The organism is Synechocystis sp. LEGE 06083, assembly GCF_015207725.1.
GTDB lineage: Bacteria > Cyanobacteriota > Cyanobacteriia > Cyanobacteriales > Microcystaceae > Synechocystis > Synechocystis salina.
Genome location: NZ_JADEWJ010000287.1, coordinates 1 through 4634 on the forward strand (window position 1 = coordinate 1; position 4634 = coordinate 4634).

3 protein-coding genes are annotated in these 4634 nt (G+C 50.4%); all 3 read left to right on the plus strand.

What is annotated here, in order from left to right; translation table 11 throughout:
* A partial coding sequence (locus IQ219_RS16900; RefSeq protein ID WP_194073377.1) for a BamA/TamA family outer membrane protein occupies positions 1-1632 on the plus strand: 1632 nt, incomplete at its 5' end.
* 114 nt (positions 1633-1746) lie between these two features.
* Positions 1747-3390: a peptide chain release factor 3 gene (gene prfC / locus IQ219_RS16905; RefSeq protein ID WP_194018976.1), complete on the plus strand. Its 1644-nt coding sequence runs from the start codon at positions 1747-1749 to the stop codon at positions 3388-3390.
* Positions 3391-3438: 48 nt separating this feature from the next.
* A partial coding sequence (locus tag IQ219_RS16910; RefSeq protein WP_194073378.1) for a SulP family inorganic anion transporter occupies positions 3439-4634 on the plus strand: 1196 nt, incomplete at its 3' end.

Genomic DNA, 4634 nt, shown 5'->3' on the forward strand with positions numbered 1-4634 from the left:
CCCTTGGGGGTGAGGGTGACCTTCGAAGTGCAGGCCAACCCAGTTTTCACCGGCTTGAACATACGCACAGTGCCAGAAGTGGCTGAAGGGAAGGAACGAATTCTGCCCCAGGAAGTAGTGGACGAAACCTTTGGGGACCAGTACGGCAAAATCCTCAACCTGCGGGAATTACAAGAGGGGATTAAAACCATCAATGAATGGTATTCCAACCAGGGTTATGACCTGGCCCAGGTAGTGGGGTCTCCCCAGGTGGGAGCCGATGGCCAAGTCACTCTGGTTATTGCCGAGGGTATTGTGGAAAATATCCAAGTGCGATTTTTTGACTCGGAAGACGAGCCAGTGGAGGGCAGAACCAGGGATTTCATTATCACCAGGGAAATGCGCCTGAAGCCGGGGGACGTTTTTAACCGCAATCGCGCCCAAACAGATTTACAGCGGGTGTATAGCCTGGGACTGTTTGAAGATGTCAGGCTGTCCTTTAACCCCGGTACTGATCCCACGGAGGTAATTGTCAACGTCGATGTGGTGGAAGGTAATACGGGCTCCATCGCCGCTGGGGGGGGTATTAGCAGCACCAGTGGGCTGTTTGGTACCATCAGTTACCAGGAAAAAAATCTGGGGGGTAACAACCAAACCATTGGGGTGGAAGCCCAGGTGGGTCAAAGGGAGCTTTTGTTTGATGTCAGTTTTACCGACCCGTGGATTGGGGGCGATCCATTCCGTACTTCCTACACTGCCAACCTTTTCCGCCGTCGGACCATTTCCCTCGTATTCGACGGGGCCGATTCTTCTATTCGTACCTTTAACGGCTTTGACAGCCCCAGGGTAGTACGTACTGGTTTAGGACTAACCTTTTTTAGACCGATCGCCGATGATGTGTTTTCCCCTCCGGATTGGCGTTTGTCAGCGGGTTTTGGTTACCAGAATGTCCGCATTGAGAATGCCGCCGGTGCCCTGTCTCCCTTTTCCGCGCCTTTAAATGGCTTTAATTCCCAGCCCCTCTCCTTTAGTGACTACGGGGTAGACGAGCTATTCACCCTCTCCTTTGGTGCTTCCCAAGATAACCGCAACAATGCCTTGCAACCCACCAGTGGTTCCCTAGTGCGCTTTGGGGCAGAACAAACCATTCCCGTTGGCACCGGCAATATTATGATGACCCGGTTGCGGGGTAGTTATAGCTACTACATCCCGGTTAACTGGCTGGATTTGACGGGCTTTGGCTTTGTCGAGTCCACCCAACCCCAAACGGTGGCTTTCAACGTGCAAGCGGGGACTGTGTTAGGGGATTTACCGCCCTATGAAGCGTTTATTTTAGGGGGTAGTAACTCGGTGCGGGGTTACCAGGAAGGGGAACTGGGCAATGGTCGTAGCTTCTTCCAGGCCACAGCGGAGTACCGTTTCCCCATTATTGCGGCGGTGGGAGGGGCCCTATTTGTGGACTACGGCTCTAACCTTGGTTCCCAGGGGGCAGTACCAGGCTTTCCGGCCATCGTCCGGGGTTTACCGGGTTCTGGAGTAGGCTATGGCTTCGGAGTGAGAATCCAGTCCCCGGTGGGCCCCATCCGCATTGACCTCGGCTTTACTGGAGAGGGAGAATCCCGCATTAACTTCGGCATTGGTGAGAAGTTCTAGGGCAAAACTTGACCCACTATTGGACAGATCCGCCGCTAACTTGAGACAATACTTCCAGCTAGAGCCTAGAAAGAGTGGGCCCGTTGCTAATGCCCGCCTATTTTTTCCCATCGCATGCAAACTTCCCTATCTTCAACGGCGCCGTCTTCGGACAAAGCCCTGGACGATCTTTTGAAAGAGGTAGATCGCCGTCGTAATTTTGCGATCATTTCCCACCCCGATGCAGGGAAAACTACCCTAACGGAAAAATTATTGCTCTATGGGGGGGCAATTCAAGAAGCAGGGGCCGTGAAAGCTCGCCGTACTCAGCGCAGTGCCACATCTGACTGGATGGCCATGGAGCAACAGCGGGGTATTTCCATCACTTCCACTGTGCTGCAGTTCGACTACCGGGGCAAAATTCTCAATTTACTCGATACCCCCGGGCACCAAGATTTTAGTGAAGATACCTACCGGACTCTGGCAGCGGCGGACAATGCGGTGATGTTAATTGATGCCGCCAAGGGTTTAGAAACCCAAACCCGCAAACTGTTTGAAGTCTGTCGCCTGCGCCATCTGCCCATTTTTACTTTTATCAATAAGCTCGATCGCCCTAGTTTGACCCCCTTGGAGTTGATGGACGAAATTGAGCAGGAATTGGGCATGACCACCTATGCCGTTAACTACCCCATCGGCACTGGCGATCGGTTTCGGGGCGTTTACAACCGTTTAACTAAAACCATTCATTTGTTTGAACGCACGGGCACCCACGGTAGTAAAAAGGCAGCGGACCAGACCATGGCCCTGGATGATCCGGCCCTGGAAGCCTTGCTGGGTAGTGATGTGTACGCCGAATTTCAAGATGAGTTGGAATTAATCGAAGAAGCGGGAGCCGAATTTGATTTGGCCGCCGTCCATGCCGGAGAAATGACCCCAGTATTTTTTGGCAGTGCCATGAACAATTTCGGGGTGGAACTATTTTTGCAAGCGTTTTTGCAGTATGCAGCTAAGCCCGAAGCCCACGATAGTAACCAAGGAAAAATTGAGCCCACCTATCCGGAATTTTCTGGTTTTGTGTTTAAACTCCAGGCCAATATGGACCCCAAACACCGGGACCGCATTGCTTTTTTGCGGGTCTGTTCCGGCAAATTTGAAAAAGACATGGTCGTAAAACATCCCCGAACGGGAAAAACGGTGCGTTTATCCAGGCCCCAAAAACTTTTTGCCCAGGAAAGGGAATCCGTGGACATTGCCTATGCGGGGGATGTGATTGGTTTAAATAATCCAGGGGCGTTCACCATTGGCGATACGGTCCACACTGGCGAAAAATTAGTTTACCCTCCCATTCCTTCCTTTTCCCCGGAGTTGTTTGCCTACCTTAAATCCACCGATCCTAGTCAGTATAAAAACTTTAAAAAGGGAGTAGCGGAGCTACAGGAAGAAGGGGCGGTGCAAATTCTCCAATCCCTGGATGAAAGTAAACGAGATCCCATTTTAGCCGCGGTGGGGCAATTGCAATTTGAGGTGGTGCAGTATCGTTTGCAGGAAGAATACGGAGTAGAAACCCGCCTGGAACCTTTGGGATTTTCCCTTGCCCGCTGGGTGGTGGAAGGTTGGGATGCCCTAGAAAAAGCGGGACGTTTATTCAATACGGTGGTGGTCAAAGACCGCTGGGATGCCCCAGTTTTATTGTTTAAAAATCAGTGGAATTTGGAACAGGTGGCAGGGGATTGTCCCGATTTAAAATTGAGCGCGATCGCCATTCCTCCTTCTTTATAAAAATTCTTGCGAAAAATCCTGTAAAAGACGAAGTTTTAGACCGAAATAATGATCAATTGGACAAACTTAAAGCGGGAGTGGTTTCGCAATACTAAGGAAGATTTGTTAGCCGGGGCTGTGGTGGGTTTGGCCCTCATCCCCGAGGCGATCGCCTTTTCCATCATTGCCGGAGTTGACCCCAAGGTGGGGCTTTATGCTTCCTTCACCATTGCCATCTTGACGGCCTTTTTCGGTGGGCGATCGGGATCGATTTCCGCCGCAACGGGGGCCATGGCCCTATTAATGGTGGATTTGGTTAAAGACCACGGTTTGCAATACCTGTTGGCTGCCACCGTACTGACGGGAATTTTCCAGGTTTTGTTGGGGGTTTTCAAAGTTGCCAAGCAAATGCGCTACGTCCCCAGGGCCGTGGTGTTGGGTTACATCAATGCTTTGGCCGTGTTGATTTTTTTGGCTCAGCTACCCCAGCTAGACCCGACTAAGGTTAGTCAATATTGGTTAGTTTATCTAATCCTGGCCTGTTCCCTAGCAATTATTTATATTCTGCCCAGGTTTACCACGATTTTCCCTTCTCCATTGGTGGCTTTATTTGTGATGACCAATGCCACGATTTTCTTGCAATTAGATGTGCCCACCGTGGGAGATATGGGGGAGTTACCTGGAAGTTTACCAATTTTTTTACTACCCCAAATTCCCCTTAATTGGCAAACTTTACAAATTATTCTGCCTTACTCCCTCACCCTGGCGATCGTTGGGTTGCTCGCTTCCTTTTTAACTGCATCTTTAGTGGATGAATTGACCGACACTCCCAGCGACAAAAATCGAGAAGCCAAAGGACAAGGCATTGCCAATATTGTCACTGGCTTTTTTGGTGGCATGGCGGGCTGTGGCATGATTGGCCAATCAGTCATCAATGTGCAATCCGGCGGCCGGGGCCGGTTATCCACCTTTGCGGCGGGAATTTTTCTCTTAATTGCCATTTTGGGATTAAAGGACTGGGTGCAGCAAATGCCTATGGCAACCTTAGTAGCTGTGATGATTATGGTTTCCATTGGAACTTTTCGTTGGTCTTCCCTGCGGGACTTTCGCAAAATTCCCCAGAGCGAAAACATTGTTATGTTTACCACCATGGGGCTAATTATTATCACCCGCAACTTTGCCCTAGGGGTGGCGGCGGGCATTATTATGAGCACGATCTTTTTTACCCGTAAAATTGCCCAACTTGTTTTTGTGGATAGGGTTTT

Excerpts from the sequence above, each read along its gene's own strand:
- prfC (WP_194018976.1), top strand. The coding sequence starts at position 1,747 with ATGCAAACTTCCCTATCTTCAACGGCGCCGTCTTCGGACAAAGCCCTG.